The organism is Methylosinus sp. is20ea (assembly GCF_059718135.1).
This window is the reverse complement of record NZ_AP046088.1, coordinates 2,715,549-2,741,389: the sequence shown is the minus strand read 5'-3', so window position 1 is coordinate 2,741,389 and position 25,841 is coordinate 2,715,549. Positions and strand designations below refer to the sequence as shown.

Annotated in this window: 34 protein-coding genes; 14 read left to right on the top strand and 20 right to left on the bottom strand. The window is 63.0% G+C overall.

The genetic code is table 11. The annotated features are described in order from the left end of the window. Positions 1–98: 98 nt before the first annotated feature. Genes fliP through AC6IY7_RS12750 form a run of 4 tightly spaced genes read right to left on the bottom strand, consistent with a single transcriptional unit; the run spans position 99 to position 2,693 of the window. A complete protein-coding gene (fliP, locus tag AC6IY7_RS12765; RefSeq protein ID WP_497779571.1) occupies positions 99–830 on the bottom strand; it encodes a flagellar type III secretion system pore protein FliP in 732 nt (243 codons plus the stop codon). Next, positions 827–1,402 (bottom strand): flagellar basal body-associated FliL family protein, encoded by a 576-nt coding sequence (locus tag AC6IY7_RS12760; protein WP_497779570.1) that lies wholly within the window; start codon positions 1,400–1,402, stop codon positions 827–829. Before AC6IY7_RS12760 ends, fliP begins: the two co-directional genes overlap by 4 nt. A gap of 17 nt (positions 1,403–1,419) precedes the next feature. Beyond that, positions 1,420–2,145 (bottom strand): flagellar basal body L-ring protein FlgH, encoded by a 726-nt coding sequence (flgH, locus tag AC6IY7_RS12755; RefSeq protein ID WP_497779568.1) that lies wholly within the window; start codon positions 2,143–2,145, stop codon positions 1,420–1,422. Continuing rightward, a complete protein-coding gene (locus tag AC6IY7_RS12750) occupies positions 2,142–2,693 on the bottom strand; it encodes a MotE family protein (RefSeq protein ID WP_497779567.1) in 552 nt (183 codons plus the stop codon). The genes flgH and AC6IY7_RS12750 overlap by 4 nt, the downstream gene beginning before the upstream one ends. Positions 2,694–2,936: 243 nt before the next feature. On the opposite strand from AC6IY7_RS12750, the gene AC6IY7_RS12745 reads away from it, so the two are divergent. Beyond that, a complete protein-coding gene (locus tag AC6IY7_RS12745; RefSeq protein WP_497779566.1) occupies positions 2,937–3,605 on the top strand; it encodes a response regulator transcription factor in 669 nt (222 codons plus the stop codon). Positions 3,606–3,679: 74 nt separating this feature from the next. On the opposite strand, the gene AC6IY7_RS12740 is transcribed toward AC6IY7_RS12745, so the two are convergent. The 3 genes from AC6IY7_RS12740 to AC6IY7_RS12730 form a co-directional block, all read right to left on the bottom strand. Further along, complete coding sequence (locus AC6IY7_RS12740) at positions 3,680–4,144, bottom strand: flagellar basal body-associated protein FliL (protein WP_497779564.1); 465 nt, start codon at positions 4,142–4,144, stop codon at positions 3,680–3,682. Between the two features lie 16 nt (positions 4,145–4,160). Further along, positions 4,161–4,529, bottom strand: coding sequence for a hypothetical protein (locus AC6IY7_RS12735; protein ID WP_497779562.1), 369 nt, complete (start codon positions 4,527–4,529; stop codon positions 4,161–4,163). 100 nt (positions 4,530–4,629) lie between these two features. After that, entirely contained in the window at positions 4,630–4,740 is a 111-nt protein-coding gene (locus tag AC6IY7_RS12730) for a hypothetical protein (RefSeq protein ID WP_497779560.1), read from the bottom strand. Positions 4,741–4,822: 82 nt separating this feature from the next. Here AC6IY7_RS12730 and AC6IY7_RS12725 point away from each other — a divergent pair, with 82 nt between their 5' ends. Beyond that, complete coding sequence (locus AC6IY7_RS12725) at positions 4,823–4,948, top strand: hypothetical protein (protein WP_497779558.1); 126 nt, start codon at positions 4,823–4,825, stop codon at positions 4,946–4,948. A gap of 192 nt (positions 4,949–5,140) precedes the next feature. Here AC6IY7_RS12725 and AC6IY7_RS12720 read toward each other — a convergent pair whose 3' ends face one another. From AC6IY7_RS12720 to AC6IY7_RS12675, 10 genes are all read right to left on the bottom strand, one after another. Then, positions 5,141–5,533, bottom strand: a complete 393-nt coding sequence (locus AC6IY7_RS12720; RefSeq protein ID WP_497779555.1) for a hypothetical protein — start codon at positions 5,531–5,533, stop codon at positions 5,141–5,143. A 5-nt stretch (positions 5,534–5,538) separates the two neighbouring features. Further along, complete coding sequence (locus tag AC6IY7_RS12715; protein WP_497779554.1) at positions 5,539–6,225, bottom strand: flagellar biosynthetic protein FliR; 687 nt, start codon at positions 6,223–6,225, stop codon at positions 5,539–5,541. Between the two features lie 65 nt (positions 6,226–6,290). Beyond that, the gene (gene flhA, locus AC6IY7_RS12710) at positions 6,291–8,375 is read right to left on the bottom strand and encodes a flagellar biosynthesis protein FlhA (RefSeq protein WP_497782837.1); all 2,085 of its coding nucleotides are present in this window, start codon (positions 8,373–8,375) and stop codon (positions 6,291–6,293) included. Positions 8,376–8,429: 54 nt separating this feature from the next. After that, complete coding sequence (fliQ, locus tag AC6IY7_RS12705; protein ID WP_497779552.1) at positions 8,430–8,696, bottom strand: flagellar biosynthesis protein FliQ; 267 nt, start codon at positions 8,694–8,696, stop codon at positions 8,430–8,432. Beyond that, complete coding sequence (gene flgD, locus AC6IY7_RS12700; protein WP_497782836.1) at positions 8,693–9,106, bottom strand: flagellar hook assembly protein FlgD; 414 nt, start codon at positions 9,104–9,106, stop codon at positions 8,693–8,695. Before flgD ends, fliQ begins: the two co-directional genes overlap by 4 nt. Before the next feature lie 18 nt (positions 9,107–9,124). Next, on the bottom strand, positions 9,125–9,535 hold the full coding sequence (gene flbT, locus AC6IY7_RS12695) for a flagellar biosynthesis repressor FlbT (protein WP_497779549.1): 411 nt from the start codon (positions 9,533–9,535) through the stop codon (positions 9,125–9,127). A gap of 7 nt (positions 9,536–9,542) precedes the next feature. Continuing rightward, a complete protein-coding gene (gene flaF, locus AC6IY7_RS12690) occupies positions 9,543–9,890 on the bottom strand; it encodes a flagellar biosynthesis regulator FlaF (protein WP_497779548.1) in 348 nt (115 codons plus the stop codon). 27 nt (positions 9,891–9,917) lie between these two features. Then, complete coding sequence (locus AC6IY7_RS12685) at positions 9,918–10,967, bottom strand: flagellar hook-associated family protein (RefSeq protein WP_497779547.1); 1,050 nt, start codon at positions 10,965–10,967, stop codon at positions 9,918–9,920. A 15-nt stretch (positions 10,968–10,982) separates the two neighbouring features. Next, positions 10,983–12,470 carry a flagellar hook-associated protein FlgK gene (gene flgK / locus AC6IY7_RS12680; protein WP_497779545.1) on the bottom strand — a complete coding sequence of 496 codons (1,488 nt, stop codon included), beginning with the start codon at positions 12,468–12,470 and terminating at the stop codon, positions 10,983–10,985. A 24-nt stretch (positions 12,471–12,494) separates the two neighbouring features. Next, positions 12,495–13,733, bottom strand: a complete 1,239-nt coding sequence (locus AC6IY7_RS12675; protein ID WP_497779544.1) for a flagellar hook protein FlgE — start codon at positions 13,731–13,733, stop codon at positions 12,495–12,497. A 293-nt stretch (positions 13,734–14,026) separates the two neighbouring features. Here AC6IY7_RS12675 and AC6IY7_RS12670 point away from each other — a divergent pair, with 293 nt between their 5' ends. The 12 genes from AC6IY7_RS12670 (at position 14,027) to AC6IY7_RS12615 (ending at position 23,298) form a co-directional block, all read left to right on the top strand. Continuing rightward, a complete protein-coding gene (locus AC6IY7_RS12670; RefSeq protein ID WP_497779543.1) occupies positions 14,027–14,395 on the top strand; it encodes a hypothetical protein in 369 nt (122 codons plus the stop codon). A gap of 81 nt (positions 14,396–14,476) precedes the next feature. Continuing rightward, positions 14,477–14,740 carry a hypothetical protein gene (locus AC6IY7_RS12665; protein ID WP_497779542.1) on the top strand — a complete coding sequence of 88 codons (264 nt, stop codon included), beginning with the start codon at positions 14,477–14,479 and terminating at the stop codon, positions 14,738–14,740. A 379-nt stretch (positions 14,741–15,119) separates the two neighbouring features. Then, positions 15,120–16,598 carry a methyl-accepting chemotaxis protein gene (locus AC6IY7_RS12660; protein ID WP_497779540.1) on the top strand — a complete coding sequence of 493 codons (1,479 nt, stop codon included), beginning with the start codon at positions 15,120–15,122 and terminating at the stop codon, positions 16,596–16,598. Positions 16,599–16,600: 2 nt separating this feature from the next. Continuing rightward, positions 16,601–17,071, top strand: coding sequence for a chemotaxis protein CheW (locus AC6IY7_RS12655; RefSeq protein WP_497779538.1), 471 nt, complete (start codon positions 16,601–16,603; stop codon positions 17,069–17,071). Between the two features lie 61 nt (positions 17,072–17,132). Next, entirely contained in the window at positions 17,133–17,411 is a 279-nt protein-coding gene (locus AC6IY7_RS12650) for an STAS domain-containing protein (protein WP_497779536.1), read from the top strand. Next, on the top strand, positions 17,408–17,773 hold the full coding sequence (locus AC6IY7_RS12645; RefSeq protein ID WP_497779533.1) for a response regulator: 366 nt from the start codon (positions 17,408–17,410) through the stop codon (positions 17,771–17,773). The genes AC6IY7_RS12650 and AC6IY7_RS12645 overlap by 4 nt, the downstream gene beginning before the upstream one ends. 36 nt (positions 17,774–17,809) lie before the next feature. Next, a complete protein-coding gene (locus AC6IY7_RS12640; RefSeq protein WP_497782835.1) occupies positions 17,810–19,966 on the top strand; it encodes a chemotaxis protein CheA in 2,157 nt (718 codons plus the stop codon). Positions 19,967–20,037: 71 nt separating this feature from the next. After that, positions 20,038–20,916, top strand: coding sequence for a CheR family methyltransferase (locus AC6IY7_RS12635; RefSeq protein ID WP_497779531.1), 879 nt, complete (start codon positions 20,038–20,040; stop codon positions 20,914–20,916). Position 20,917: 1 nt separating this feature from the next. Then, complete coding sequence (locus AC6IY7_RS12630; protein ID WP_497779530.1) at positions 20,918–21,961, top strand: protein-glutamate methylesterase/protein-glutamine glutaminase; 1,044 nt, start codon at positions 20,918–20,920, stop codon at positions 21,959–21,961. Positions 21,962–21,977: 16 nt separating this feature from the next. Beyond that, positions 21,978–22,367, top strand: a complete 390-nt coding sequence (locus AC6IY7_RS12625) for a response regulator (RefSeq protein ID WP_497779528.1) — start codon at positions 21,978–21,980, stop codon at positions 22,365–22,367. Between the two features lie 5 nt (positions 22,368–22,372). Further along, the gene (locus tag AC6IY7_RS12620) at positions 22,373–22,909 is read left to right on the top strand and encodes a chemotaxis protein CheD (protein WP_497779527.1); all 537 of its coding nucleotides are present in this window, start codon (positions 22,373–22,375) and stop codon (positions 22,907–22,909) included. Next, entirely contained in the window at positions 22,909–23,298 is a 390-nt protein-coding gene (locus AC6IY7_RS12615; RefSeq protein WP_497779526.1) for a DUF8776 family protein, read from the top strand. The genes AC6IY7_RS12620 and AC6IY7_RS12615 overlap by 1 nt, the downstream gene beginning before the upstream one ends. Before the next feature lie 99 nt (positions 23,299–23,397). On the opposite strand, the gene AC6IY7_RS12610 is transcribed toward AC6IY7_RS12615, so the two are convergent. The 3 genes from AC6IY7_RS12610 to AC6IY7_RS12600 form a co-directional block, all read right to left on the bottom strand. Continuing rightward, positions 23,398–23,775, bottom strand: a complete 378-nt coding sequence (locus AC6IY7_RS12610; RefSeq protein WP_497779525.1) for a hypothetical protein — start codon at positions 23,773–23,775, stop codon at positions 23,398–23,400. A gap of 121 nt (positions 23,776–23,896) precedes the next feature. Next, positions 23,897–24,271 (bottom strand): hypothetical protein, encoded by a 375-nt coding sequence (locus tag AC6IY7_RS12605; protein ID WP_497779523.1) that lies wholly within the window; start codon positions 24,269–24,271, stop codon positions 23,897–23,899. Between the two features lie 35 nt (positions 24,272–24,306). Further along, positions 24,307–25,776 (bottom strand): methyl-accepting chemotaxis protein, encoded by a 1,470-nt coding sequence (locus AC6IY7_RS12600; RefSeq protein WP_497779521.1) that lies wholly within the window; start codon positions 25,774–25,776, stop codon positions 24,307–24,309. Positions 25,777–25,841: the final 65 nt, after the last annotated feature.

Sequence of the window (25,841 nt, the reverse complement as noted above, 5' to 3'; positions counted from 1 at the left end):
CGAAGGAGCGCCACAAGTCGCATAAAATGCGATTAATGAAGGCCTAACAGGGATTTGAAGCCGCCATTCGCGGCTGCGGGCGCCTCCCCGAGGCGTTCTCAGGAATAGGATCGAATGAGACTGCCGACGAGCAGATTCCAGCCGTCGATGAGAATGAAGAACAACACTTTTATCGGGAGCGATATGGCCGTGGGCGGCAGCATCATCATGCCCATCGACATGGTGATCACGGCGACGATCATGTCGATGACGAGGAAGGGCAGGACGATGAGAAATCCGATCTCGAATCCGCGGCGCAGCTCCGAGATCATGAAGGCCGGGGCGAGCACCTGGAGGCCGAGCTTGTCATAGTCCCCGGTCGTCGCCTTGTCCTTCACGAGGTTCTCGAACAGCTTGATGTCCTTGTCGCGCACATTGGCGATCATGAAGCGCCGAAACGGCTGCGAGATCTTGTCGAACGCCTCGACCTCGGTGATCTTGTTGTCCATCAACGGCTTCAGGCCGTCCTTCCAGGCCGCGTCGAAGGTCGGCGCCATGACATAGAAGGTCATGAACAAGGCCAGGCTGATCAGAACGAGATTGGCCGGCGTGCTCTGCAGCCCCAATCCACTGCGCAGAAACGACAAGGCGATGGCGAAACGGGTGAAGCTCGTCACCATTATGAGCAGGCCCGGCGCGATGGAGAGGACCGTCAATATGACGAGAAGCTGCACGATCTTGCCGCTCGCCGCGCCTCCCCCGGAAGGCAGCAGAGCATTGAGATCGAACCCCTGCGCGACGGCGGCCGTCGGCGCCAGGAGAAGAATGAAGATCGCGGCACAGCGTTTCATTGAACGACCAGCGCTTGAATGATGACCTCCTGAATATGCCCCTCGGAGCGGATCGCCGCCCGATCGGTCAGATCTTCGTGCAGGCGACGCAGGCCGTCCGAGCCCTCGAGAGATGCGAGCGTCATCGTCCGCAGAAAGGCGACAATGTCCGCCGTGATCTGCGAGACCAAAATGTCGGGCTGCGGCACCGCCTGGGAATCATAGACGATGGAAGCCTGAAGACGCACCCAGCCGGTCTCGGGAACCGCGAGATTGGTGACGATCGGCGCGAGCTCCTTGAGCTTCATTTTCGCGGCCCCGTCTTTCGCGGCGCCCTCGGCAGGCGCGGCGGCGCCGTGTCCGCCATGTCCCTTATCCGCCGGCTCCGCGCTCTTTTTCGGCGCCGCGCTCTCGTGCTGCTGCGGCTCGGCGGCGGCCGGCTTGCCGCTCGCAGTCGGATCGCCAGTCAAGGTGAAGCCGAGGAAGCCGCCGCCGCCGGCGCCGAGCGCCGTCGCGATGATCAGCGCGAGCGCCAGCTGCCCGGAAGACGACGATTGCGCTTGCGCGGTGGTGGAGCCAGGCGGCGCGGCCACGATCCTTTCCCCCTGTCTCAGAACGGCGCGAAAATGTCGTAGGCCTGCTGGCCCCATGCGGGCTGCTGCACCTCCGACAATCGGCCGCGTCCGCCATAGGAGACGCGCGCCTCTGCGATCTTGTCGTAGGAGATCATATTGTCCTTGCCGATGTCGCGCGGCCGCGCGATGCCGGCGATCGTCAGCACCCGCAGCTCGTAATTCACGCGGATCTCCTGCGATCCTCGCAACATCAGATTGCCGTTCGGCAAAACGGCGGTGACGACCGCGGCGACCGACAAGCGTATCTGCTCGGACCGATTGATCGACCCCTGCCCTTGCGTCGATGTGCTCGACTGCAGATCATTATTGACCGAACCAGTCCATTTCCGCTCGGGCGGCGCGGAGGACGCCCCGGCGAGGAAATCGAACAAGAACGACCAGGTCGTCTTGATCTTGGAGTCGCGTGAGCGATCCGTCGAATTACCGAGAACCGCCTTGTCGTCCATCGATATATTGACCGTGACGACGTCGCCGACGGTCATGGCCCGAACGTCGCGATAGAGATTGACTCTGTTCTCGTCGAGCCGCATTTGCGGTCCGAGGGCAGGCGGACGCGTCGAGCCTGTCGGCAGCTGATCGTCATAGGCCGAGAATCCGCTGCCCACGGGGCTCATATGCGGCTCGCGCCCGATGTCGCGCGGATCGGCGGCGCATCCAGAGAGTGCGAGGACAGAAGCGACCGCCACGCCGAGTTTCTTCATTGCTTCTTCCCACCGCCGACGAGGCTCGACAATGCGGCCACTTTCTTGGTCAGCATAACGGCGCGGGAGGCGTCCATCTCATTGAGGATCGCGCTGGACTGCTTTGGCTGGAGCCGCATCAACATCGCCGCCGCCATGTCCTCCTCCATATTCGCGAATTGCGCCGCGGCCGCCTCCGGCCGCATGCGTCCATAGATGGAGACGAGTCTTTCGTCCGTCTGCTTCAGAAGCGTGTCGTAGCGATCGAGGACGTCCTGCAGCTCGGCGCGCTTGGCTTCGAGCTCGGCAGTCCGCTTGGCGATACGCTGCTCTACGTCGAGCAGCTCCTTCTCCTGCCGCGCATTGCGCGCCGCGCTGGCGGCCGCGGCGACATCGGCGCAATATTGACGCGCGTCGGGCGCCGGCGGCGCAGCGCGCGCTTCCCGCACCCGCGCAGGCTCGTCCCTCGCGATCGGCTCCGCCTTCTTCTGCTCCGCCCCGACAGCAAAGGCGCAGGAAACGAACGCCGCCGCGGCGACGAGCGGGAGCGCCTTTCGCAAATTTGACATTGGCTTTGGCTCGGGATCTGGCTCGACGTCGATCTTTGACGGAGCGCAGGCTGCCCGATCCGCCTTGCGTGTGGCTTGCACGGCGCCCGATTCGACGACCGCAGCGCGGACGCGAAGCTGATGAAGGAAGCATTACTTTATATGGTTACTATTTCATTGACGTCGTGGAATCGATGCGGCTAAGTAGTCGCTATAGTGATTCGCGCAGATTGCCAGGGCGAGACGGATGTCAAGGGGACGGCAATGTTCATAATCGTCGACGAGCGTGAACTGGTGACGAGTGGGTATGCGCGCCACTTCGGCCAGGAGGGAATCTCCTCGGCGGGATTCTGTTCCGGGCAGTTCATCGATTGGGTCGACTCCGCCGTCGAGACGGATATGCTCGCCGTGGAGGCCTTTTTGATCGGCGAATGCCCGGAGCGCGAAGAGCTGCCGAAGCTCATTCGCAAGCGCTCGCAGGCGCCGGTCATCGCGATGAACGAGGCGCCATCGCTCGAGCAGACGCTGGGGCTGTTCACCGCCGGCGTCGACGATGTGGTGAGAAAGCCGATTCATGTGAAGGAGATTCTCGCGCGCGTCTACGCCATTCGACGTCGCGCAGAGACGCGCCGCGATTACGCCGTCGTCGGGCCGATGCAGGTGTTCTTCGACGGTCGCGATCCGCTGGTGCGTGGCGAAGCGTTCAACCTGCCGCGCCGTGAGCGCAGAATTCTCGAATATTTCGTGATGAATCGCGGCCGTCGTCTGACCAAGTCGCAAATCTTCAACGCGGTCTACGGCCTCTTCGACGACGTGGTCGAAGAGAATGTCGTCGAAAGCCATGTGAGCAAGCTGCGTAAGAAGCTGCGCGCCCGCCTCGGCTATGATCCGATCGATTCCCAACGCTTCCTCGGCTATATGATGGTCGGCTGAACCCCGCGATCGACAGCTCGATATCTCGAATCCGCTGAAGGTTCCGACCGGCGTCTCGCTGGTCGGCTTTTTTTTCAATGCGGGATATCGTCTTTCGGCACAAAGGCGAAGCTCTTCACCAATGTCTCCCGCACGAGATCCGCGCCGAGCCGTTGGTTGATGCTCTTGGTGAGCTCCTTGGTCAGCGAATTGAGATCATATTTCTCGATCCGCCGAAAATCGAGACTATTGTCGGCGTAAAGACGCCGAAACGCCTCGTCCATCACATAGCTGTCCGCATCGACGGCGCCGCCTCCACCGCCATGCGCCTTGTTCGATGCCTCGACGACATAGGCGAATTCCGCAGAAATATAGCCCTTCAACGTTCCTTCGGAGATGATCGGCACGGTGATCGGCTTGACCTTCTTGACTTCGAGCTTTTCCGCATGCGGAACCGCTTCCGCCGGCGCGCTACGATGCGATTTCCAGTAGGACGCGCCGAAGGTCGAAGCGAGCGTCACCACACAGGCCCAAATTCCGATCAAAACCATTCGCATCATCGGCTCGGCTCCAAAATCAACGGTCCCTCGACGAACGGGTGGAATAGGTCCCGTCGGACTCCGCCATTTCGATCGTGCAGATCATGATGCCGGCAATCTCCCGCATCGCGCGAAGGCGGCGCTCCAACAGCTTCCCATTCTCGAGGAGCGTGGCGCGCAGATTTTCGATTTTCGATTCGATCGTCGCCGAACGCGGCGCGGCGTAGACGCGAGAAGCGCGGGAGAACTCCAGCAGCGCATGGGTCTTGCGCGCATTGAAGTCCTCGAAATCGACATTCGCCCGCGTCCGTAGCGCCTCGCTCTCACGTTCGATGAGACGCGTCAGTCGATCGACGCAACCGATAAAAGCGGCGCGCCGAGCCTCATGAGCGTGATCGCTCCGCAATGGCGCTCCGTTCGATCTCTCATCGCTGTTCCGATAGGCAACCATGTCCAAAATCCAGTCAAACCAAGGCGAATCGCGATCGAGGAGACGACCAACGAGATCACGACGTCTTCGAGCGCTCCGCGCGTGTCGACAAATCGTGATCGAGAAGCTTACGCAGGCCAAGTCCGCCAGCTTTCGCGATCTGATCGCCGATCTGTTCGGCGATCATCGACCGCCATACGTCGCCCGCTGTGCCGCGACCGAAGAATCCCCCGTCCGATTTCGGAAGAATCGTCTCCAGGGAGGATTGAATGATGAAGGCCTCGAACTTCTGCGTCGCTTCGCCGGGACGAATGCTCGACAACCCAGTGGCGCCGGAGCCATTTGTCGCTATCGGCGATGCGACGAACGGCTTCGGCGACGGCGGCGCCTTGTGATTGTCGGCTATGAGAGTCGCGAAGCCGTCGACCGAATTCGGCGTAGCCTTCGAAATCTCGCTCAGGCGCGCGACCGCCGCATCGCGACGCGTCGGATCGGCGGCCTTTGCGACTTCTGTGACGAGATCGGTAGCGGGAAAGATCGACATGCATCTCCAATCCTTCGACAAAGTCTCTTCTACGCGAAGAGTCTTACGGCGCGCTGAAGTCCCGCGGCGTCGCGTAATGCTCGATGATCTCGGCGAGCGCCTCCAGCTCCGAGACGCGCTCTCGCTCCATCTCGGCGTCAGCGACCAGTCGCTCGGCCTGCTTCACGCGCTTGGCCTGCTCCATGGTCACATTCGTTTGCCGATCGACCTCTTTGAGCAGCTCCTGCTGTTGCCGGATATTGGACTTCAGTCGTTGCAGAACGACCTCGGGAAAGAGCGCGATCATGTTTCGATTGCCATTGAGACATTCGACGATTCGCGCCTCCTCCTCCTTCAACTCTCGCGCCTTGCGTTCGAGACGCGACAATCGCCCGACCTCGATGCGATGCAATTGCTCATGCACCGCGAGAATCCGCCGTTGATTTTTCCAATTCATCGCCGTTATCCCGACAAGAGCCAGGCGCCGAACGCCGAGGAGAAAGCCGTGAAGAAATCATCCGCCATGACATAGAACCAATAGACGCCGAGCCCGATCAGAAGCGGCGTCGACACGAAATAGACCGGCACCGTAGGCGACATGCGGTTGAGGAAGCCGAAGGCGAGATTGACGATGAATCCGAACAAGAGAAACGGACTACTGATACGCAGCGCCAGCAGGAAAGCTTGCGACAGCACCTTCATATACTCCCGCAACATTCCATCGGCCGGCAGCCCGTCCCTCACCGGGATCGCGGAATAGGAGGCGAATAGCCCACGAATCATCTCCCAATGCTGATCGAGCACGAAAACGAGCGTGGTGGCGCCGAGCATGATAAATGAGCTCATCGCCGGAAGCTGCTCCGCCTCCTCGACCGACGAGCCCAGAATATTGCCGAGCCCCGTCGTCATCGCAGCGGCCGTTGTCATGGTCTCGAGCGCGAAGAAGAAGAGACGCGCCATCGAGCCGATCATCACGCCGACGAGAAGCTCGCTGAGCAGCACGAACAGCACGCCGCCCGGAGTGGCCTCCGCCACGACAGGCGCGACGACATCGGCGAGCGCCGGCGCCAATGCGACCGTCACGCCGATCGCAATATAGAGCCGCGCGCGCACCGGCACCCTCTGGCTCGAAAAGCCGGGTATCGTCATGATGCATGCGCCTATCCTGCAAAAAAGCACGAACAGCGTCGTGATGACGCCCGTCAGCCCCATCGTCACGAAATGGTTCCGAGCGATTTGATCTCGACGCCACGGGCGATCTCGAGATGCGAAAGAATGGGCAGCGCAGAAAAAAGACGCCCTACGATCATCTTCACATAAGGCCGCGCCTCGGGAGTCGTCACGACGGCGAATATGTCGCCGCGCTCGATGCGCTCGCGAATCGCCGCGCCGGCCTCCTGGCCGAACTGCTCGATGAGCGACGGATCGGCGTTGAATTCGACGATCTCCCCTTTGGCGTCGCGCCGCAGGCTCTCGTGGAAGAACAAATCCCAGCGCGCGCCGAGGCGCAAAACGCTCAACACGCCATTCACCGCGACCTCGCCGCAAATTTGCGGCGCGAGCCTGGTCCGGACATGCTCGACGATCGGCTCGGCGCGACGTGCGTAAGGAACCACTTCGCTGACCGCCTCCAGGATGAGATCGAGATTGCGGATCGACACACGCTCGGCGAGCAGCAGCTTGAGCACGGAATGGAGGCCGGAATTGGAGATGAGATTGGGCACCATCTCGTCGATGAGCTTGCGATACTCCGGCTCGAGGCGATCGAGAAGCATGCGCGCGTCTCGATAGGACAGGAGCTGCGAAAGATTATTGCGCAGCACTTCCGAAAGATGGGTGAGCAGCACGGAAATCGGATCGACCGGCTCGAATCCGTCACGGCGCGCCTCGGCGACAAGCGCGTCCGGTATCCAGAAGGACTTGAGGCCGAAGGCCGGATCGACCGTCTCGTCACCCGGAAGATCGGGCTGGCGCCCCTGACCGACGATGATGAGATGCTGGCCGAGCTGCAGTTCCTGCGTCGTGACCACGGTGCCGTGAATCTTGATCTGATAGCTCTTCTGCTTCAGCGCGAGATCGTCTGTGAGCTTGATCTCCGGTATCACAAAGCCATATTGCCTGGCGAAATTGCGGCGCATCTTGCCGACGCGATGCGCGAGCTCGTCCTGCGACATCAACAGACGCGACGACAGCTGCTTGCCGAGGCAGAGCTCCACGCCCGGCGTTTTCAAATATTCGCGGATCGAATCCTTGGCTTCCGCCTGCGCGCGCCGATCATCCTCGGCTTTTTTCGCCTCTTCGGTGGCGCGGAGCTTTGCGGCCTGCTTCGGCGTCGAATAGGCGACGAAGGCCATGGCGCCGCCGAGCAGCATGAAAGGCGTGAGCGGCAGACCGGGCATCATCGCCAGCACGAACAGCAAGGATGAGGCGACATACAGCGCCTTCGGATAATTGCCGAGCTGACGCACGATATTCTGCTCTGTCGAACCGCGCGTGCCGCCCTTCGAAACGAGAAGACCTGCCGCAAGCGAAACGATGAGCGCGGGAATCTGCGAGACGAGGCCTTCGCCCACGGAGAGCTTGGTGAACACATCCGCGGCGCTCGACAGCGGCATGCCATGCCGCGTGACGCCGATGACGATCCCGCCGAAAATATTGACGGCGAGAATGATGAGGCCTGCGATGGCGTCGCCGCGAACGAATTTCGATGCGCCGTCCATGGAGCCGAAAAAGGAGCTCTCCTCCTCGAGCTCCCGACGCCGCGACTGCGCCTGCTTCTCGTCGATCAGCCCGGCGGAAAGATCGGCGTCGATCGCCATCTGCTTGCCGGGGATCGAATCGAGGGTGAAACGCGCGCCGACTTCTGCGATACGCGTCGCGCCCTTGGTGATGACGAGAAAATTCACGGTGACGATGATCGAGAAGACGGTCAGACCGATGACGAAGTCTCCGCTCATCACCAGCTTGGAGAAGCCGGCGATGATATAGCCCGCCGCCGCCGTGCCCTCCGCGCCATGTCCCAGAATGAGGCGCGTCGTCGCAATGTTGAGCGAAAGGCGCAGGATCGTCGCGACGAGGAGGATCGTCGGAAAGGCGGAGAATTCGAGCGGCTTCTGAATCCAGAGCGAGACCATCAAGATCAGCACGGCGAGCGCGATCGAGAAGGCGAGGCCGATATCGATGAGAAAGGGCGGGATCGGCAGGAAGAAGATGCAGAGGATGAAGATGATCGCCAGAGCGAATCCGACGTCCTTGGCGCGTCCCTCGGGCGTGCCTCCAGCCAATGCGACGTCGGTCATCATCTCGCTCCCAGCGGCGTCGAACGCCCCGCGACGTCGCGGGCGTGGCCGCCCTCAGAATCCCTTCTCGATACGCGAATACGCATAGTCGGTGAACGCTTGGATCTGGGCGCCGAGGAAAGGCGCGGAGAGCCCGAGAGCGACGAAGATCACAATGATTTTCGGCACGAAGGTCAAGGTCATTTCCTGGACCTGCGTCAGCGCCTGCAGCAGCGCGATCACGATGCCGACCGCCATGGCCGCGCCGACGACCGGACTCGAGACGACGAGCACGGTGAAGATGGCGCGCTGCATGATCTCGAGTGCGTCCGCCTCGTTCATTGGCGCACTGTGACGCCCGAACCAAGAGAGATCGTCGATCCATCGGTGAGCGTCGCCGTCACGCCCGAACTCGATGTCGATACGGAAGCGACGACCCCGGAGGTCGAGCCGTCAGAGGACGACACGGTCTTGCCGATGAAAGAGCTCGCCTGAGTGAGCAAATTCGAATTCAAGATCGACGTCAGCGTCGCATTCGTCTTGACCGCCTGCTCCACCGACGAAAACGACGCGAGTTGCGATACTGTCTGCGTCGGATCCATCGGCTTGGTCGGATCCTGATACTTCATCTCTGTGACGAGGAGCGTCAGAAACTGGTCATAGCCGAGCGTCTGCGTGGAGCTGCTGGTGGACGATGTCGCGCTCGAGCTCGTCGTCGCGGTCGCATTGGTGATGGAGGTCGTCGAAGTCACGGTCACAGTATCGCCTCCTCAGGCTGCCTTGCCGCTGTCCTGCGCCGAACTCGGGACCAATATTTCCGATTCGAAGGGGAACAGCGTGCGAATGGTCTTCAACGCATCGAACATTCGTTTGTCGTCGACATATTTCGCGGCCAGCGCTAATCCATTGAGGATTCGCGGATCGGGAAAGGCGGTGTTGAGCGAGGCGAGCATGCTGCGGCACATATCCAACGCCGCCGTCGTGTCGTTGGGCGACATCAACATCAGCTGCACGACGAAATAGAGCTGCCGCAGCGGCGATGTGGCGTCCTTCGCCTGCATCACATGATTCTCGAGCAGAAAGGTCACGTCGTTGAGAAGCTCGATGCAGACTTTCCGATCGGCGCGGATGACCGCGCCATTGAGATAGAGCTTTTCGCCCCGCCGTAACGAAATATTCATGCCGCCCTCAGCTCAGTCCATCGGCAATCATCTGATTGATCTCGATGACGCCGTCGAAATTGTCCGACCTGCCACAATCGATCGCCTCGAGCTCGCGCAGAACCCAAAGGCCGATCGAGATGAGTGAGGCGCGAAGCGCTTCTGGAAGCGCATTCCCGTCGCTGCCGAGGTCTTCGATGAACACGGTCCAGATTCGTCGCATGTTCGCCGTCGCCTCGAACGACTCGCTGCTTCTCACCCCCTTGACCTTTGCGACCGCGAGAAGCCGAATGGCGCGCTCGATCAAGGCGCGCTCACGCACGCGGGCCGCGGCGGGAGAGTCTTCCACCGTCTGCGCATAGACATTACGATACATGCGGTTCTCTTCGAGTCATTCGTGCGCTCAGATATATTTCGACAGCGTCAGCTGTTGAATCTTTCCGGTCAGCGTATACGAGGTCTCGAGCTGAGTGGTGAGATTGTTCAGCCGCGTCGAGGCCTCGAAAGGATCGACGTTTTCGAGAGAGCCGATCTGCGTCGTGATCATGTCGCGTTGCGCAGAAAGCGCATCATTCGCGTCAGAAACGCCCTTCTGCATCACGCCGACTTTCGCTCGCAGGGTCGTCAACCCCGATATCGCATCAGACATTGTCGCCGACGCAGTCTTGAGAATCTGTTGATACGCGGGGTCGCTCAGCGAATCGACGCCCAGATCGGCGACCATCGTATAGGCCTGCGCGAGCTTTCGGAGCGCCGATTCATTGGCGGATACAGAGGTTTCGGAGGTCTGCGACAAAGAAATTCTGTTCGTCGCCGTCTCATCGGTGGCGCTCGACCAGTCGCTGCTCCACCCCGAGGACGAGAAAAGGTCGGCAAATGACCCGGACAGGAACGTCTGCATCTGCTGATCGGTGATGGCCGCCGCCCCGGCGCCTCCCTGCGTCGTTCCGAAGGCGCCGAAGAACGCCTGATCGACGGCCTGCTTGGCGGTGGATGAAGGAGTGGAGAAATAGTCGGCGAGTGGCGCGACGCCCGTGTTCACGCCGCCGAAGATGTGGACGCCATCGACGCTGGTGTCCAAAGCGGAGATCAGCGATTTCAGCCCAGTTTCGGCGTAGCCGCGAATGGCGCCGGGATCACTGCCGGCGCCCGATTGCGCGCTGACCAAAGTCTGGAGAAAATTCTGGGCTGTGCTCGCGAGCGAGCTCAGCGCGGTATCCGTCGCGCTCAGGCGTGTCGTGACGACATTGTTGCTCGCGGTGAGCGCTGCGAGATCATCGGCGTGAAAGCCATAGGAATAGTCCTGCTGAATCGCGGAGCCGAGGCCGAGACCGAGATCGGCGATGCGCCCGGTCGACACCTCGGACTGCGCCTTCGACAATTGCGTCTGAACGTCGAGAACAGACCGTCGCAGCGCATTGGTGAGCGATTGGGTCGAAGTGATCGAGACCATTTGTCCGTCCGTCCGTCAGAGCGCTTGGAAGAGCGCTTTATACATAGCGTCGATCGCCGAGACGAGCTTCGCCGAAGCTTGGTATGAGTTTTCGAGGTCGAGCATTTTCGACATCTGCTCGTCGAGATTGACTCCGGTCGCATTGGAGAGCGCGTCGGTGGTCTGGGACAGCAGCGTCGACTGATAGGATTCGGCTTCCGTGGCCTGCTGACGCTGAGCCTCGAACCAGCCGAGTGACGACGTCGCATAGTCCATCAGAGAGAGGCTGGAGCCGAGGCCGGCGGAAGGATCGAAGCTCTGCGACGTCGAGAAAGACGCGACGAGCTGATTTATGCGATCCGTGAAGCCTGCCGCTCCGGTCGTGTTGTAGATATAGGCGGAATTGCTCGGGTCGGAAATGCCGCCGTCGCGCAACCGATCGAGGTTGCCGCCCTGGCTCGGATCCGCATTCGGATTGACGATGATGTCGCCAGCGAGTCCGGGAACGACGGTCGCGCCCGGAACGGATGTCGCGCCAGAGTAGGTGAACAATCCCGGCGCCGAGCCGCCCAGTCCCGACTGATCGGTTTCGGCGAAAGCGGCGATCAGCCCACGCGCGGTCTCGTCCAGCTGATTTTGATATTGGGGAGCGATCACGTCGCGCAGCTGAGTGAGACCCTGCAATTTTCCCGATTGGATCGCCATGGAGGCGGAAGCGCCGGTCACTGGCACGCCATCCACATAGACCGCGTTTCCGGTGGTCGACGCCGTATAAGAGCCGCTCGCCTGGAATGTGACAGAGCGTGGCGACGTCTCGAACAGAGTGGCGCCGCCATCGGCGTAGATCACCATGTCGTTATTGGCCCGCGTGACCGTGGTGACGCCGATTTCCGAAGAAAGCGATTTGAGCAGAGCGTCACGTTGATCGAGAGCGGAGGTCACGTCGCGTCCGGTCTGCGCGCCCGCGACGATCTCCGAGTTCACCTGCTGGAATTGCGACAGGATCGAATTGATATTGGCGACAGAAGAGGCGATCTCGCCATCGGCTTGCGCGCGCAGTTGCTGCACGGTCGTGGAAGCGGTGTTGAGCGCCTGCGCCACCGCCTTGGCGCTCGAAAGAACGGTCTGCGCGACGGTCGTATCCGAGGGAGAGGCGCTATAGCTCTGCAGCGCGCTCGCGAGCGCCGAGAGCAGCGCGGCGGGCGAGCGATTGGTGGAAGTGTCGGTCGCAGTCCCGGACGAGAGTCCGAGAGCCTGATCGATCTGGTCGAATCCAGACGACAGCGCCGCCGCCGCGGCTTGCGTCGCGGAAGCCTGAAGGGAGTTCTGGAAGAGCGCGGCATTGGTGGCGCGCGCCACGCCGTCGATCTGCGTTCCGCCATTAATGGTCGTCGAGACCAGGGCCGTCTTGGTCGCATAGCCGGAGACGTTCACTCCGGCTATGTTGCGCGATACGACATTTATTTGAGCGGCGATCGCTCCGAGCGACTGGTTGGCGATCGCCCCGGCATTAGTGAGTGACATGGCGACCGCCTATCATTGATTCGCTTACTTCAGATTGTTCAGCACTTGCATCACTTCCGACGCGACCTGGAAGACCTGACTGTTCGCGGTGAAGGAGCGTTGCGCAACAATCATGTTGGACAATTGAGTCGCGAGATCGACTGTCGATCCCTCGAGCTGATCGGAGGCGATGGCGCCCATGCTTTCGGAATTCGCGTCGCCGAGATAGGCCGCGCCGGATTCTTTGGTGACGGCGAATGTATTGCCCGAGAGCGCTTGCAGATTGGTCGGGCTCGCGACTGTGCCGAGCGGAATCTTATAGGCCGAAACGCTCTTGCCATTGCCGAGCACATAGCTGAGCGTGCCGTCCTTCGCGATGCTGACGCTGCTGACCTGCGAAGCGGCGTTGCCGTTGATCGTCGGATTGGAGACCGAGAAGGAGGAGCCGAGCTGCGTCAATCCGGAGAGATCGAGCGAGAGCGTGGAGCCGTTGGGGACGGCGATCGAAGCGCTGGAGCCGCCGGTGATGCTTCCGTCGGTCGCCGAGAATGTGAGGGACTGCGTCGTGATCGCGCCGGACGAATAGGGGAAGCCGCCATTCGTCGCGGTCGATGCGTCGAACACCGACATTTCCCAGCTGTTGGACGACGTCTTGGAGAAGTAGACGTCGAGCGTCACCGGATTGCCGAGATTGTCATAGGCTGTGACGGATGTCTTCTGAGAGTAGGTCGAGCTCGACGCATTTGCCGAGGGAAGATCCGCAGCGGCGATCGTGGCGTCTGTGGAGGGAAGATTGGCGGTCAGCGAACCTTTGGTCGAAGCCGTGCCGATTTCTTTTCCATAAGGAATGGTGATCGCCTGGAGACCCGCCGGATCGGTCGGCGCTGATGCGGCCGACGAGCTGTAGCCCATGAGATAATAGCCGGCCGTGTTGACGAGTCGGCCTTGCGAATCGGGAAGGAAGGAACCCGCCCGCGTCAGATAGGTGTTGCCGGTCGAATCGCTGACGACGAAAAAGCCGCCGCCCTGAATGGCGAGGTCGGTCGCCGATGTCGTGCTGAGCGTGGAGCCGGACTTGGTGACCTCGACGACATTGCTCGCAGCGACGCCGCCATCGGCGTCATTGCCGCCCTGGAAGCTCGTCAACATGGTCTGGAACTGCGTGGTCGCTTCTTTATAGCCGACCGTGTTCGAGTTCGAGATGTTTTCCGCGACCGCACTGAGCGCCGTGGTCTGCGCCGACATGCCCATAACCGACGTGTTGAAAAGCGCGCTCGCCGTCATCTGTCTTTCCTTCATATCCGTGAGACGTCGGGATTAGAAGTCTCAAAGCTTGCGTGAGGCTGTCGGCTGCGCGCGAATGGAGATTGCGATGAAAACGGTTAACCTTGAAATAATCTCGCTCTCATATCTTTCGACCGCCGACGCGATGTTCGCCTTTTCGAGATCGTTCGGCGCGAGCTGTCGATAGAGGGGCGTTCGAGTTGACGAGACGAGATGCGATCAAGCCGCTGCTTCATGGAACGAAAGCGCGAGACATAGGCGCAGGCGCCTGGATGCGCTCGGTGGCGTCACGCATGCTGCCGCGCGAGGGTGTCGTCACCTATTCGGTCGTCGTCGAGCCGTCGGCGTCCTTCGTCGAACGTCGACGAGAGGCAAGGCGGCCGGTACATCTGCAGTCCGGCAAGATTCTCGATGGCGGCGAGCGCTTCCTGACGGAATTCTTGTACAAGAACCGCACGCAAGGGGGCATCAGGCTGCGCCTCGCGCAGCGGGTGCCGCTCCCGCGGTCGATCCTTCTCTATGATGATCAACAGGGGGCTCTGCTCGCCGCCAATGTCATATGGCAGAACGGCGTCGACGCTGGCTGCCGAATGAGAGGCCGCTGGCCGCACAATGAAAAATTGGTCCTGCGAATGAGCGGCCCGTACTATGCGGTTCAATGAGTAGGGAGGAGAGGACGCAAGGCTCGCACCAGATTTGCTTACTAATTTATTAACGACCCGCCGTTCCTGGGAGACCTCCATATGCATCCGATCAATGAATTGAAGCAGCTCCGCGAGCAGATGATCGAACAGCTCACTCAGATACCCGAGTATCAGGCGTTGAAAGCCATGGAGCGTTTCATCGGCGAGCTTTCGAGCATCTATGACAGCTCCAACGCTCCCGCGCAGAACGACGGCCCCCTCCATAAGCCCACCGTGGCCGCGCTCGACAACCGCCACAAGAACGACATTCCGAGCCCCTCGCCGCGCGTCACTCCGTATATTCCTGCGCATCGGGTCGCCTGACACGGTCGGCGAAGCGAAGCGCCGATTTTTCGGCGCAGCGGCGTGTCCGAAGTCTCGAATCATGGCGTCCGCCTGCGGCGGGCGCCCTATGCCCCGCTAATGAAGATTTAACCGCCCACCGCTACGCTGAAAGCATATCGGGTTGACCGCACAACGTCGGTCAAAAGCATGAAGCTGCCTCGATATGCCGGCGATCCGGTATGTCCCCGTCGGGGCGCCTCCTTCCTCACCGTCAGTCGAACCAGCGTGACGCCGCTCTTTGCGAAGAGCCCGCGTGAGCGCGACGAGACCTCTCGTCCTTTTCGCCTGTCTGAGCGATCGTAAGCCTTCCCCTGCGGCGGAGCGCGGTCGTTTTTACGTCAGCAGCGAGGGCAGCGCGGTGAAATTTTACGCGACACTTCTTCCGCCCGTCATCGGGATCGCGATCGGACCTCTCATTCTGCTCGGACCACGCGTGCTGCAGGGCGGCGCCGGCTTCGATCCCGTCTGGGGAGCCGCTGGCGCGAGCATCACCCTTCTGGGAGCCGTCGCCGCTTATCGCGCCATCGCGCGCCGCATCTCCCATCCTGCCGCGACGCTCGCCTCGACGCTGGAGCGCATTCGCGGCGGCGATATCGAGACGCCGGTCGCGAGCTGCGGCAAGATCGGCGAGCTCGACGCGGCCTTCGTCGCGCTGGAAAATCTTCGCGTCGCTTTGCAGAGTGAGGCGCGGCGCCGCATCGAGGCGGAGAACGCCGAGCAACGCGCGGCCGCCGAACGCCGCGCCGCGCATGACGCCGAGTCTCGCGGCTATGTCGAGGCGCATGAATTCTTCATGAAATCCTTCACCGAAGGGCTGGAGCGCCTCGCGGCCGGCAATCTCAAGCATCGGTTGAACGATCCTTTCTCGCCGGATTACGAGAAGATCCGGCATTGCTATAATATGGCGCTCGACAAGCTGCGCGGCGCCTTCGCGGACATTCTCGGCCATATCGACGGACTGACCTCGAGGACGCGGGAGATCGCCGGCGCCGCCGACGCGCTCGCGCAGCGCACCGAGCAGCAGGCGGCGAGCCTCGAGCAGACCTCCGCGGCGCTCGAGCAGATCACCTCGACGGTTCACAAGACGTCGGACGGAGCGCAGCGCGCCGCCGGCGTCGTATCCGAGGCGCAAGCCGACGCCACGCGCAGCAGCGAGATCGTGCGCAATGCGATCGGCGCCATGGGACGGATCGAGACCTCGTCTCGCCAGATCGGCCAGATCATCGGCGTGATCGACGAGATCGCGTTCCAGACCAATCTTCTCGCCTTGAACGCCGGCGTCGAGGCGGCGCGCGCGGGCGAAGCGGGCCGCGGCTTCGCCGTCGTCGCCTCGGAAGTGCGCGCGCTCGCGCAGCGCTCAGCAGAAGCCGCACGCGAGATCAAGAGCCTGATCTCGACCTCCTCGTCGCAAGTCGAGGACGGCGTCGCGCTGGTCGCGCAGACCGGCAAGTCGCTCGATCGCATCGTCGTTCAGGTGGTGGAGGCGAACAAGGTCGTCGTCGAGATCGCCAATGGCGCGCGCGAGCAGGCGACAGGCCTCGCCGAGGTCAATACGGCGGTCGCGCAAATGGATCAGTTCACGCAGCAGAACGCCGCAATGGTCGAAGAGACGACAGCGGCGAGCCATGGCCTGAAGAACGATATAGAGCGGCTCTCGATCTCCGTCGACGCCTTCGATCTCGGCGAACGGCCGGATGTCGGGGCTTCAGCCGCCAAGCGGCCGAAGCCGCTATCGATGACCAAGACGTCGCCGCAGCCGCGGCGCGTCACGACTCGCGGCGGAGCGCTTCCCAAGGAGCAGGTCGCGCAGATCGAAGAGGGCTGGGAGGAGTTCTGATCATGGCCGAGACGATTTCCCGCGTGGCGACCAACGAGGCGAAGGAGTTCATCGCCTTTCATATCGGCGCGCAGACATTCTGCATCGACATAATGGCGGTGCGCGAGATCCGCGGCTGGACGCCCGCGACGCCGCTGCCGCATTCGCCGAGCTTCGTTCGCGGCGTCATCAATCTTCGCGGCGCCGTGCTGCCGGTCATCGATCTCGCCACGCGTCTCGGCCTGATGCAGAGCGAGCCCACGGCTCGCCACGCGGTCATCGTCGTGCAATCGGCCGGTCAGGTCGTCGGCCTTCTCGTCGACGCCGTCTCGAATATTTTGACGCTGACGCCGGACGCGATCCAGCCGACGCCGGAGGTCGCCTCCGAGATCGCGCGGACATTCGTCAAGGGCGTCGTCGCCGCGGGAGACGAGATGATCAGCGTGCTGACCATCCAGAATCTGCTGCCGGAGCCGGTTCTCGACGCGGCTTGAACATGACGCCGCCCCTTCCGCAACGAGGCCGCCCCTGCCGCAACGAGAATGAGATGAGCCGATGGTCACTGTCCGTCTACCCGAGATCCTCGACATTCGCGCGGCGTCTCCGCTCGCCACGGAGCTTCTGCATGCGCGCGGCAATCCGTTGACGATCGACGCCTCCGATGTCGCCAGGGTCGGCACGCAATGCATTCAGGTGCTGTTGTCCGCGCATGCGACCTGGGCGGCCGACGGAATGTCCCTGAACGTCGTCCATCCGACCGACACGCTCCTCGAGGCCCTGGAGACGCTCGGCATTCCCTTCACCGAAATTTCCGAACAGGAAAGCGCGAAATGAGCAAGACTATTTTGACCGTCGACGATTCCCGAACCATGCGCGAGATGCTGATGCTCGCGCTCTCGGAAGCCGGCTTCAGCGTCGTGCAGGCCGAAGACGGGATGCATGGTCTCGAAGTGCTCGAGAAGGCGACGCCCGATGTGATCGTCACCGACATCAACATGCCGCGCATGGATGGCTTCGGATTCATCGAAGGCGTGCGCCGGCACGAGAAGCATCGCGGCGTGCCGATTCTCGTGCTGACGACCGAGAGCGACGGCGAGAAAAAAGATCGCGCGCGCCGCGCCGGGGCGACGGGCTGGATCGTCAAGCCGTTCAATCCCGTGAAGCTCGTGGACGCAATTCGCCGCGTGGCCGTGTAAAGCGTAGCGTTGTAAGGGAGATCGCCCGTGGACCCGATGGCCGCCATCAAGCAGACATTCTTTCAAGAATGTGAGGAACAGCTCGTCGAGCTGGAGAGTGGGCTGCTCAGAATGGAGGATGGCGATGACGATCTCGAGACCGTCAACGCCGTCTTTCGCGCGGTCCATTCGATCAAAGGAGGAGCCGGCGCATTCGGCTTCGACGAGCTCGTCGAATTCGTCCATGTCTTCGAGACGACGCTCGATCTCATAAGATCGGCCAAGCTCGCCGCGACCCCGGCGGTGACCAAGACGCTGCTGCGCGCCTCCGACGTGCTCGCCGATCTCGTTCGCGCCGCGCGCGAAGACGGCAGCGCCGACGCGGGCGCGGTGAAATTCATCGCCGACGAGCTCAATGCTCTGCTCGGCAGCGCGCCGCGGAGCGCCACTGAGGATGACAAGATCAGCGTCGAATCTCTCGATTTCGTGCCTGTCTGCATCTCGCTCGATTCGATCTTCGACATAGGCGAGCCGGAGGCTCCCGCGACGCAGGACTTCATCTTGCGGTTCAAGCCCGGCGCCGGGCTCTACGCCAAGGCCAATGAGACGTTGCGCCTGCTGCGCGAGCTCGGCCGCCTCGGCGAGATGACCGTCGAATGCGACATCGGCGAGATTCCGCAGCTGACCGAGCTCGATCCGGAAGGCGCCTATCTGTGCTGGACGATTCATCTGACGACCGGCGTCTCCGAGCAGCAGGTGCGCGAGATCTTCGAATTCGTCGAATGGGACTGCGAGCTGTCCGTCGAGACGGCCGATGTCGGAAAGCTGCTCGAAGCCTTGCAGGAGTCGCTCGAGCCGCATGAGGCGCCCGCCGCGCCGACCGTGCTCGCGCCGCCGAAGGAGACGAGCGTTTCCGCCGATCCGCCGCCGGTCTCCTTCGCCGCGCCGAGCGACGATCATCCCGCCGCCGCCAAGGCGGAAGCGGCCAAAAACGAAGGCTCCGGCTCCGTGCAGGCGACGATTCGCGTCGATCTCGACCGCGTCGATCGCCTCATCAATCTCGTCGGCGAGCTGGTCATCAATCAGGCGATGCTGTCGCAGCGTGTTTCGGAGGCCGGCCTCTCGCGCGCCTCCTCTGTCGTGATCGGCCTCGACGAGCTCGAGCAGCTGACGCGCGACATTCAGGACAGCGTGATGGCGATTCGCGCGCAACCGGTGAAGCCAGTGTTCCAGCGCATGTCGCGCACGGTGCGCGAGGTCGCGTCGATGACCGGCAAAGCCGTTCGCCTCGTCATGGACGGCGAAGCGACCGAGGTCGACAAGACCGTCATCGAGCGCCTGACCGATCCGCTGACCCATATGATCCGCAACGCCGTCGATCACGGCATCGAGAACGCGGAAGACCGGATCGCGGCTGGCAAGCCGGAGGAAGGCTCGCTGCGTCTCTCGGCGACGCATCGCTCCGGCCGCATCGTCATCGAGGTCGCGGACGACGGCGCCGGCATCAATCGCGCGCGCGTGCGTCAGATCGCGGTCTCCAGGGGCCTCATTCCGGCGGAAGCCAATCTCACCGATGACGAGATCGACAATCTCATCTTTCTCCCCGGCTTCTCGACCGCCTCCTCGGTCTCCAACATCTCCGGCCGCGGCGTCGGCATGGATGTGGTCAAGCGCGCGATTCAAGCGCTCGGCGGCCGCATCTCCATCTCTTCCGTTCCGGGCCGCGGCTCCACCTTCTCGATGAGCCTGCCGCTGACTTTGGCCGTCCTCGACGGAATGGTCGTCACCGTCGGCGGCCAGACTCTGGTCGTTCCGCTGACCGCGATCATCGAGACGCTGCAACCCAAGAAGGAGAGCGTGCACGAGCTCGGCAGCGGCGCGCGCGTCATCGCCACGCGCAACACCTTCACGCCGCTGATCGATGTCGGCGCCGTGCTGCTGTATCGCGACGAGCCGATCGAGGCCACCTCCCAGGTCGCGCTGCTCGTCGAATCGGAGAGCGGCGCGAAATGCGCGCTGCTCGTCGATGCGATCCAGGGCCAGCGTCAGGTCGTCATCAAGAGCCTCGAGACCAATTACGGCCATGTGCATGGCATTGCAGCGGCGACGATCCTCGGCGACGGCCGCGTCGCACTGATCCTCGACGTCGATGCGATCGTCGCGCGACCGCGCGCCGACATGATCGTCGCCGAAATGCCTGCGGCGGCCGAATAGACCGCATCGGCGCCGATTTCGAGCCCTGCCTCGCGAGGGGCGCAAAGACGAACAGAACTGCAAGCAGCCGCATGAAAAACCGTCACGTCGCCACGGCTCCGCTCGTCCCTGGAGAATTCCTGCTGACGCAGGATGATTTCAAGCGGATCGCCTCGATCCTGCACGAGGACGCCGGCATCTATCTGCCGGACTCCAAGGCCACGCTCGTCTATTCGCGCCTGGCCAAGCGGCTGCGCAGCCTGGGGCTCGAGAATTTTCGTGACTATTGCGCGCTGGTCGTCAGCGAAGATGGACTCGACGAGCGCCAGAAGATGATGGCGGCGCTCACCACCAATGTCACACGCTTCTTCCGGGAGCCGCATCACTTCAAGCATCTCGAGGAGAATGTCCTCGCCAAGCGCGCAGCCGCTGTGCGCAAGGGCGCGCGCCTGCGCATCTGGTCGGCCGCCTGCTCCAATGGACAGGAGCCCTATTCGATCGCCATGTCGATCCTCTCCGTCATACCGGAGGCGGCGGAGCTCGACGTCAAGGTTCTGGCCACCGACATCGATCCCAACATGGTCGCCGCCGGCGCCAATGGCGTCTATGGCCGCGATGTCATAGAGGCTGTGCCGTCGCAGCTGCGCAGCCGCTGGTTCACGCCGCTCGGCGGCGGACGCGACGAATGGGGCGTGACGGAGGAGCTCGCTTCGCTCGTCTCCTTCCGCGAGCTCAATCTCATCGGCCATTGGCCGATGACCGGCCGCTTCGACGCCATCTTCTGTCGAAACGTCGTGATCTATTTCGAAGAGAAGACGCAAGAAAACATCTGGAGCCGCTTCGTTCCGCTCTTCAATCCGGACGGACGTCTCTACATCGGCCATTCCGAACGCGTGTCCGGCGCGGCCACATCCGCTTTGGAATATGACGGCGTCACCACCTATCGTCTCCGATCCAGAGGAAATTCGTAAGATGTCTGTTCGTGTGCTGATCGTCGACGATTCCGCCACCATGCGAGGACTCATCGCAGCGACGCTCTGTCGGGACCCCGCCATCTCCGTCGTGGGCGAGGCCGCCGACCCGCTCGAGGCGAGGCATGCCATCAAGACGCTCGATCCGGATGTGGTGACGCTGGACGTCGAGATGCCGAATATGAACGGTCTCGAATTCCTCGAGAAGATCATGCGTCTGCGTCCGACGCGTGTGATCATGGTTTCGACCATGACCGAGCGCGGCGCGTCGACGACGATCAAGGCGCTCGAGATCGGCGCCTTCGACTGCGTCGCCAAGCCTTCGTCCAAGGACCCGCGCTCTTTCGACGGGCTGCCGGCCAAGATCAAAGCGATCGCGGCCTCGCCCATCGGACGTCACGAGCCGTATCGCGTCGAGCCCGCCGCCGCGCTGCGGCGCGATCCGCAGGCTGCGGCCTCGCGCTATTCGCCGGATGGACGCCTGGTCGCGATCGGCTCGTCGACCGGCGGAGTCGAAGCGCTGCTCACCATCTTGTCGCAGTTCCCGGAAAATTGTCCGCCGACAATCGTGACGCAGCATATGCCGCCGGTGTTCACGGCGAGCTTCGCCGCGCGGCTCGATCGCATGTGCAAGCCGCATGTCGCCGAAGCGGCGGACGGCGCGCAGATCCTGCCCGGCCACGTCTATCTCGCGCCCGGCGGCGCCTCCCATCTCGAGGTGGTGAAGCATGTCGGCGGCTATCGTTGCCGCCTCACCAATGCGGAAGCGGTGAACGGTCATCGTCCCTCGGTGGACGTTCTGTTCAACTCGGTCGCGCAGAGCGCGGGTTGCAACGCGCTCGGCGTGATCCTCACCGGCATGGGCCGCGACGGCGCCCAAGGGCTGCTCGCGATGCGCAAGATCGGCGCGGAGACGATCGGCCAGGACGAGGCGAGCTCGCTGGTCTACGGCATGCCGAAGGCGGCCTTCGAGATCGGCGGCGTCGGCAAGCAGCTCACGCTGCAACGGATCGCCGCTCACATCCTCACTTCGACGAACCAGTAACAGTACGGGGGAATCCATGTCCATCACCGCCCAATTGAGAGTCTTGATCGTGGATGACACGAGCACGAGCCGGATGCTCATTCGCGACGGTCTCGAGGAGCTCGGCGTGCGCAACATCTTTTTCGCCGGCGACGGCGAGCAGGCTCTGCAATTCATGATGGCCACTCCCGCGCATCTCGTCATTTCCGACTTCAACATGCCCAAGCTCGACGGGCTCGGCCTTCTGAAGGCGATCCGCAATTACAGTCCGACGAAGAAAGTGCCGTTCATCATGCTCACGGGACGCGCCGACAAGACGCTGCTCGAGAATGCGGTGAAGCTCGGCGTCAACAACTTCCTCACCAAGCCCTTCACCGTTCCGGCCCTGAAAAAAGCTCTCGAAGCGATCATCGGCAAACTCGCGTGACGCAAATGAACGCAGGCATGAAACGAATCCACATCATCCAGGGTGAATATCGGGTGGTCGACGATCCCGACACCGTCCTCGCGACGGTTCTCGGATCATGCGTCGCCGCCTGCCTCAGAGACGCCGGCGCCGGCGTCGGAGGAATGAATCATTTTCTGCTGCCCGGCGATTTCACCTCGTCGCGCGACGGAGAGGCCGAACGCTATGGCGTGCATCTCATGGAGCTGCTCGTCAACGGCCTGCTGAAGAAAGGCGCGCGGCGCGATCATCTCGAAGGGAAGCTGTTCGGCGGCGCGCGCATGATGGAAGGCCTGTCCGACATTGGCGCGAGAAACGCCGAATTCGCGAAGCGCTTCCTGAAAAACGAAGGCATCCGCCTCGTCGCCGAGCATCTGGGCGGCGACCGCGGTCGGCGCGTCGAATATGAGCCCGTGTCCGGACGCGCGCGGCAGAGCCTTCTCTCCGGCCCGACGCCGCTCGCCGCGCCGCCGCCGATCGTCATGCCGAAACTGCCGGCGGCCGGTTCACTGGAGCTGTTCTGATGACGGAGCCGAAGACGACCTCGCCCTGCGGCGCGAATGAGCGACCCGAGCCGCTGGCCGAGGTCCTCTCGCGGCTGGCCGTGGAGCTGCGCAATGCGGCCAAGGAGACGGATCGTCTCCATTGTCTCGTCGACGGCGTCGAATGGAGCAATGTGAAGGAAAAGCACGAGCTCATCCACTCGGCGCAGGCGATCGACGCGATCGAGCAGACGCTCTCGGGCCTCTCGGATTTCGTCTGCGCGCTGGCGGAACTCACGCGGCCCGATTGGAAAATCTCCGGCGGAACGGCGTCGCGCAGCGTCAAGCTCGCCGAGCTCGCAGCGCGCCTCGGCGATCACGACGACGACGGGCGAACCGATCATCCGGCCGGCGAGCTCGAATTCTTCTGAGCGCGCAAAGAGCGTTTCCCGCCGAAGCGGCCCCGCCTCGGCGTTGGAAACGCGTCGAGACAAAAGCATAGAGCTCTCACGCCCCGAGAACGCGCGCGCTCACTCCTCGTCGGCCAGCAACTCGCGTAGCTTGCGGCTTTTCGCCCATTGGGCGACATCCTCGGCGACATCCTTGAACGCGCCGACATCGGCGGCCTCGCGCGCGCGCTCCGCGGCCGTCTCCATAGAGCCGGCGGCGACAGAGAGAAGCACGGTCGCCGCCGCGCGCAGAAATGTGGCGGCGTCGCCTTGGGCGTCCTCCACCTCGGCCAGCACGCGGTTGACGACGCCGCGCAGCTCGTAATCGAGCGTCTCCAATTCACGACGCAGCAGCGGCTCCAGGTCGCGGCAATCGGCGATGGAAAAAGGCCCGAGCCCGGCGGGCGAGCCGGTTTCTCCGTCACTGCCCGGTGAAGAGGGTCGATCGACCTGTGTCACGGCGACCTCCAATCGCTGATCGGCGACAGCCGCTCGTTTCGAGCCCTACAGTAAGGCCCGGCTGGAATCAATCTGACGGACAACCCTTCGTTGCAGCGGCGCGACCGCCTCGCCCGGAGCGTCACCGGAAGTCCGGCCCGCAGCGCTGCGCGTCCATCTGCGCATTGACGGCGTGCAGCTCGCCTTTGAGCCGCGCGATCTGCGGCTCGCGATCGTCGTCGAACGGCGTGCCCATCGGCGTCGGGACGCCGAGCGTGCGCATGCGGTCGTCCGCGGCGAGCTGGTCCTGCGCCGAGCCGGCGAAGATCAGCGCCTGCGCGATGCGGGCGCGCCGCGCCACGAGCTGTGCGCAATCGGCGCCGGCGAACAGCGCCGGATCGACCGGAGCCGGCTCTATGTCCAATGTGGTCTTGGCGCAGGCCGAGAGGCCGAGCGCAGCCGCCAGCGCCAAGGCCGCGCGGCGCGGAACGAACCAGGTGAATTGCTTCGCTCTCATTGTCATGCGCGTTCAAAAATCCGTGTCATGCGCGTTCAAAAATCCGTCCAGGCTCTGCTGCGGCGATCGCTCGCGCCGAGACGCCGGTCGGGCGCGCCGACGCGCCGCGGCTCGTAGACGTCGCCGCCGGAGGCGACGAGGCGCGGTCCGGCCGCACGCGCGGCCGCGGCGTCGAGGTCGCCGCGGGCGATGCGGAAACGCGAGATCAGCTCGATCAGCCGCCGCGTCTTCTCGCTGAGGCCATGGCTCACGGCGGTGGTCTGCTCCGCCATGGCGGCGTTCTGCTGCGTGATCATATCCATCTGGCGGACGGTGCCGTTCACCTCGTTCAGCGCCGCGGCCTGCTGGCGCGCGCGATCGGCGATCTCCGCCACCACGCCATTGACGCGCCCGATCTCCTCGACGATATGCGAAAGCGCTTCGCCCGTGCCGCCGACGAGCGAGACGCCGCGGACGATCTGCGCGTTGGAGACCGAGATCAATATGTCGATCTCCTTGGCGGCCTTGGCGCTGCGGCGCGCGAGATCGCGGATCTCGGCCGCCACCACGGCGAAGCCGCGCCCCGCATCGCCGGCGCGCGCCGCTTCCACGCCCGCATTCAGCGCCAGCAGATTGGTCTGCGTCGCGATCGAGTCGATAACGCCGATGATCTGCGAAATCTTCTTCGACGATTGCTCTATATCGCCCATGGCGCCGATCGCCTGCCGCACGATGCCGCCGCTGGCTTCCGCCTCGGTGCTCATGTCCGAGACGATCTGCCGCGCATTCCCGGCGTCTTCCGCCGTCTGCGTGACGGTCTCGGTGATCTGGGCGAGCGCGGCGGCGGTCTCCTCGAGATTGGAGGCCTGGCTCTCGGTGCGCCGCGACAGATCATCGGCCGCGGCGACGGTTTCCTGCATGCCGGCGCCCAAGAGCTTTGTGCTCTCGGCCATTTCGCCGATCGCCTCGGACAATTGGCCGACCGCCGTGTTGAAGTCGATCTGCAGCCGCCGATAGGAGCCGGGAACCTCGTCGCTCAGCCGATAGGTCAGATCTTTCTCGGCGATCTTGGCCAGCCCGTCGCCGACCAGCTGGACGATGCGCGCCTGCGTGGCGTTGGCCTCCGCGATCAGGCTCTCGTCGGCGCGATGCTCGAGAATGACCTGCCGAAGTTCGACGAAAGCGTCGGCGAGGCGCCGCACGCTCTCGGTGCATTTATCGATCTCGAGCCGATAGGAGGTGTCGCCGTCGGCGAGCCGGCGGATCGCCTCGGTGACGGCGGCGAGCGGTCCGACGACCCGCGTGCGCATGGCGACGCCGCCGAGAATGCAGAGAAGCGCGATGAGCACGGGGCCGATGAAGAGCGTCGCCAGCCGCGGATCCTGCGCCGCCTCCCAGCCGCTCGCGGCGGCGAAGAGGCGCCAGCTCGCGGCGGCCTGCGCGAATGCGATCACCGCGATGGCGGACAGCAATGTCGCCGACCTTATTCGCAATCCCGTCGGAATAGTCTCGCGCAAGCTATTCACCCTCTGTCCTGCGCCCACCCGCAACATGGTCGACCGCGACGCATCGGAGCCGCGCCGGATCGCAG